Origin of the sequence: Streptomyces tateyamensis (assembly GCF_003205575.1) — a bacterium.
GTDB classification, from domain to species: domain Bacteria; phylum Actinomycetota; class Actinomycetes; order Streptomycetales; family Streptomycetaceae; genus Kitasatospora; species Kitasatospora tateyamensis.
Genome location: NZ_PYBW01000153.1, coordinates 1 through 3,453 on the forward strand (window position 1 = coordinate 1; position 3,453 = coordinate 3,453).

Sequence of the window (3,453 nt, forward strand, 5' to 3'; positions counted from 1 at the left end):
CGCCCCCCCCCCCCCCGCCCCACTCCCGAGGCCCCCCCGACCCCCCCCCCCCCCCCCCCCCCCCCCCCCCCCCCCCCCCGCCCCGCCCCCCCTGCCCGGCGGGCGGGGCGCCCCGGCTCCCCGCAGAGTGGTCCCCAGGGACCCCCGCCCCGCCCCGACGGCCCCGTGATCCGCCGCCCGCCGCGGCCGACGGGTGCTCAGGTCGGGCCGGGGCTGCAGAAGACGGCCGGCTACGCGTGGCGGCTGCTGGTGCTGGCGGCCGCGCTCTACGTGGTGCTCATCGTGGTCGGGCGCCTGGTGCTGCCGGTGGTGGCGGTCTTCGTGGCCCTGGTGATCACCTCGATGCTGCGCCCGGTGGCCGACCTGATCGCCCGTGCGCTCCCGCGCGCGGCAGCGGTGGCCGTCACGGTGGTCGGCTCGCTGCTGCTGGTGGCAGGCGTGCTGGCGCTGCTGGGCGAGTCGGTGGCCAGCGACTGGAACGGCCTGGTCAACGAGTTCCGCGGCGGGATCGGGCGGATCGAGCGCTGGCTGGAGGGACCGCCGTTCCACGTCCGGGCGGCCAGCGCGACCCAGCTGCAGAACAAGCTGAGCGCCTATCTGTCCAGCCACCGGGCCAGCCTGGTGAACACCGCGGTCAACCAGGCGGGCAAGGTGGTGGAGGTCTTCACCGGGGCCTTCCTGGCGCTGTTCTGCTCGATCTTCTTCATCCACTCGGGGGACCGGATGTGGCTCTGGGCGCAGCGTCAGCTGCCGCGCGGCGCCCGCCGGACCGCCGACCGGGCGGCCCGCACCGCCTGGCGCACCTTCGCCGGCTACACCCGCGGCATCCTGATCGTGGCGGCCAGCAACGCCGTCCTGGTCGGGATCGCGCTGCTGGTGCTGCGGGTGCCGCTGGTGGCGCCACTGGTGGTGCTGGAGTTCTTCGCGACCCTGATCCCGCTGATCGGCTCGCCGATCGCGATGGTGATCGCGGCGGTGGTGGCGCTGGCGGCGCGCGGGCCGGTGACGGCGGTGATCGTGCTCGCGCTGATCGTGGTGATCGGCCAGATCGAGGGCCACGTGCTGCACCCTTTGGTGCTCAGCTGGGCGGTGCGGATCCACCCGGTGGCGGTGGCGCTGTCGGTGATCGCGGGCGGCATCCTGGGCGGGGTGATCGGCGCGGTGGTCGCGGTGCCGCTGGTCTCGGTGGTCTGGGCGATGATCGGCGAACTGCGCGGGGACGGGGACGAGGCCGGCGGCGACGCCGGGGGCCCGGCCGTGACCGGGCCCCCGTGACCGGGCCGGACTACCGCCAGGCGTCGTCGACGGTGGCGGCGTAGCGGTCGTTGCCGGTCAGCGGGCTCAGGCCGAGCACGGTGTCCACGGTGCGCAGCAGGCCGTACCGGTCGGTGCGCCGGTCGTACCGGCTCGCCCGGACGGCGCAGCAACTGTTGCCGGGTCAGCTGACCCGGCGTTGGCTGGTGGGCATGCTCTCAGCGCGCAGCCTCTTCCACGAGATCCACCAGGACGACGACGCCTTCGGCCTGTTCTGCTCGATCGCGGCCAAGGGCGAGGACCAGGGCGGTTGGGAGAACGGGCGGATCGCGCTGCTGGTCGCGGACCAGGAGCTGGCCCCCAAGATCGCCCGGCACGGGGCCGACGAGGAGAAGCACGGGCGGATCTTCAACGCCCTGCTGCACAAGCGGGGCCTGCAGCCGGTCCCGGTGCCGGACGAGGTCGACTACACGATGATCCTGGAGCGCCAGGGCATCGGGCTGGCGCACGCGCGGCTGCGCCGCGACGAGGCGCTCAGCGAGCAGGACGTGATCACCTACCTGGTGCACAGCCGGGTCACCGAGCAGCGGGCCAGCGAGCAGATGCGCCTGTTGCGCGGGATCTTCGGCGAGCACCCGGAGCTCGGCCGCGCGGTGCGGATGATCTCCGACGACGAGGACAACCACCTCGCCTACTGCCACGAGGAGCTGCTGCGGCTGGCCGCCGCCGGCCACGGGCGGCGGATCTGGGAGAGCCTGCAGGAGACCGCGCACGCCGAGATCCGCACCTACCGGGACGTCAGCCTCGCGGTGATGGCCCGGATGGGCGAGATCCTTCGCTGGCCCAGGGCCAAGCGGGCGGTGCTGGCGGCCGGCATCCACGGCGTGTACGGCTACGAGAAGCTGGGCGGCTGGCGGCGGATGACCGCGCTGAGGATGCCCGAGCGGCTCGGCGCGATGAACGGGCCGGCTCCGCAGCCGGTTTTCGAGTGAGGCGGCTCTCGAGCGAGGGCGGCCCTTGGGTGAGCGCGGTCCTGCGGTGAGCGCCGCGGGCGCCTGCGCCTTCTGCGCGCTGGCGGCCGAGCCCGACGGTGCGCAGGTGGTGTTCCGGGACGAGGTGGCGTTCGCCTTCCTGGACCACCGGCCGCTCTTCCCCGGCCACCTGCTGGTGGTGCCGCTGGTGCACGCCGTCACGCTGCCCGAGCTGGCGCCGCAGCTGGTCGGCCCGTTCTTCGAGCGGGTGCAGCTGCTCACCGGCGCCGTACAGCGGGGCTGCGCCGCGGCCGGCTCCTTCGTGGCGATGAACAACGAGGTGAGCCAGTCCGTGCCGCACCTGCACGTGCACGTGGTGCCGCGCAACCCGAAGGACGGGCTGCGCGGCTTCTTCTGGCCCCGGCGGCGGTACCGGGACGAGGAGGAGGCGGCGGCGGTCGCCCGGTCGATCCGGGCGGAGCTCGACCGCGGTTGATGACGTCAGGTCAACTCAGTTCATGTCTAGCAGAGTTGCGGCTGGCATGGGGTGGTAATCGGCCAACCAGGCTGCTGGCGCGAACCGTTCTGACATGCTGTCATCGCTGGCAGTGAGCGGCGTGGTTCGGCCAGAGGTTGGCTGGAAAAGAGCGCTCGCAGAGAAAATATGCCAATGGCATTGTCATTTGGCCGAGTTGGCTCAGTAACGTTCCGGGGCAGCAGCGCGACGGACGGTTGCGCCCCGGGGCCACCGGGACGCCGTCGCGCGCCGGGCCGCCGTGCCCGCGTCCCGAAGGAGCCCGTGTGCCGGGGATCGACGACTGCCTCGCGCAGGCGATGGGGATCGGCGGCGCGCACGGCGTGAGCCTGTTGGACTGGGGGAGCGGCCTGGAGCTGGGCGCGGCGGGCCGCAGCCCGGCCGACGACCACGCCGTCACCGCCGCCGAGGCCGGCGACCTGGTCCGCCTCGCCGCCGAGAGCCTCAGCTTCGGCGAGCCGGAGGAGCCGCGGCTGCCGCTGTGCGACCTGATCCTGACCACCCGCGCCAGCTACCACCTGTTCTGCCTGATCGGCACCGTCTTCGACAGCCGTCTGCTGCTCCACCTGTGGCTGGACCGCAGCGAGGCCAACCTCGCCGTGGCCAGGATCCGACTACAGGCGCTGGCCGAGGAGTTGGTGATCGGATGAGCGGCGCGACGGCGGTCGCGGAGACCGCCCGGCTGGCCGCCGC

The 3,453-nt window shown here is 73.6% G+C and carries 4 protein-coding genes; all 4 read left to right on the forward strand.

The window, feature by feature from the left end:
- The first annotated feature begins 165 nt into the window (after positions 1-165).
- The 4 genes from C7C46_RS30385 (at position 166) to C7C46_RS30400 (ending at position 3,410) form a co-directional block, all read left to right on the forward strand.
- Positions 166-1,275 carry an AI-2E family transporter gene (locus C7C46_RS30385; protein ID WP_110673149.1) on the forward strand — a complete coding sequence of 370 codons (1,110 nt, stop codon included), beginning with the start codon at positions 166-168 and terminating at the stop codon, positions 1,273-1,275.
- A 191-nt stretch (positions 1,276-1,466) separates the two neighbouring features.
- A complete protein-coding gene (locus C7C46_RS30390; protein WP_110673152.1) occupies positions 1,467-2,246 on the forward strand; it encodes a ferritin-like domain-containing protein in 780 nt (259 codons plus the stop codon).
- Between the two features lie 46 nt (positions 2,247-2,292).
- Positions 2,293-2,721, forward strand: a complete 429-nt coding sequence (locus C7C46_RS30395) for an HIT family protein (protein WP_110673150.1) — start codon at positions 2,293-2,295, stop codon at positions 2,719-2,721.
- Positions 2,722-3,026: 305 nt separating this feature from the next.
- Complete coding sequence (locus C7C46_RS30400) at positions 3,027-3,410, forward strand: hypothetical protein (RefSeq protein ID WP_110673151.1); 384 nt, start codon at positions 3,027-3,029, stop codon at positions 3,408-3,410.
- The last annotated feature ends 43 nt before the right edge of the window (positions 3,411-3,453 follow it).

Excerpts from the sequence above, each read along its gene's own strand:
- C7C46_RS30390 (WP_110673152.1), top strand. The coding sequence starts at position 1,467 with ATGCTCTCAGCGCGCAGCCTCTTCCACGAGATCCACCAGGACGACGAC.